We start from the raw sequence: 1,006 nt of genomic DNA, 5'->3' as shown, positions 1-1,006 counted from the left end.
ACGCCGCGCTGGCGCGTCTCGACCGTCCGCGCCGCTGAGGCGGCATCGCGCGGGTATGTTGAGCCGGGGCCGCGGGACCAGTAACCTCGCGAGTCCTCGGGGCGACAAGCCCTGATACCCCTAGCCAGTGAGGTCTCATGTACCCGGCAAATCTCACCAGGGCCGAGGCGGCGAGCCGCTCGGGCCAGATCGTCGTGCACGGCTACGAGGTCACCGTCGACCTGTCCGGACGGGTACCCGACGCCGGCGAGTACGACCCCACGGCGACCTTCGTCTCCACCTCGGCCATCACCTTCGCCAGCACCGGTGGCGAGACTTGGGTCGACCTGGTCGCCGACCGCCTGCTCGACGCCACCCTGGACGGGCAGCCGCTGCTCGAGGCGGCCTTCGACGGCTACCGGCTGCGGCTCGCCGCCGAGCCCGGCGAGCACCGGCTCACCGTGTCCGCCCTGTGCCGCTACAGCCACACCGGCGAGGGCCTGCACCGCTTCGTCGATCCGGTCGACGACGCCGTCTACTGCTACACCCAGCTCGAGACCGCCGACGCCCGCCGGCTCTACGCCTGCTTCGAGCAGCCCGACCTGAAGGGCACGTTCGCGCTCACCGTCATCGCCCCCGCCGCGTGGACGGTGCTGTCGAACTCCCCGGAGGTGGAGCCAACCCCCGTCGACGACGGCCACGCCCGCTGGCAGGTCGCGCCGACGCCGCGGATCTCCACCTACATCACCGCCCTGCTCGCCGGGCAGTTCCACACCGTCCGCGATGCCTACCAGGGCACGGCGGCGGAGATCCCACTGACGATCTCGTGCCGGCAGTCGCTGGTCCCCTACCTCGACGCCGAGCGCATCTTCGCCACCACCAAGGCCGGCTTCGAGGTGTTCGAGGAGCACTTCGGCATGCCGTACCCGTTCGCCGACTACGCGCAGGTGTTCGTCCCCGAGTTCAACGCCGGGGCGATGGAGAACGCCGGCTGCGTGACCATCCGCGACGAGTACCTGTACCGCTC

The 1,006-nt window shown here is 70.8% G+C and carries 1 protein-coding gene; it reads left to right on the top strand.

What is annotated here, in order from left to right; all coding sequences use genetic code 11:
* Window positions 1–137: 137 nt before the first annotated feature.
* Window positions 138–1,006 (top strand): M1 family aminopeptidase (locus Q1K57_RS04655; protein ID WP_300079505.1); only part of this gene is annotated, 869 nt, incomplete at its 3' end.

Source organism: Propioniciclava sp. (assembly GCF_029977985.1).
In the GTDB taxonomy this organism is placed as follows: domain Bacteria; phylum Actinomycetota; class Actinomycetes; order Propionibacteriales; family Propionibacteriaceae; genus Propioniciclava.
The sequence above is the reverse complement of the archived record's forward strand: the minus strand, read 5'-3'. Positions and strand labels throughout refer to the sequence as shown.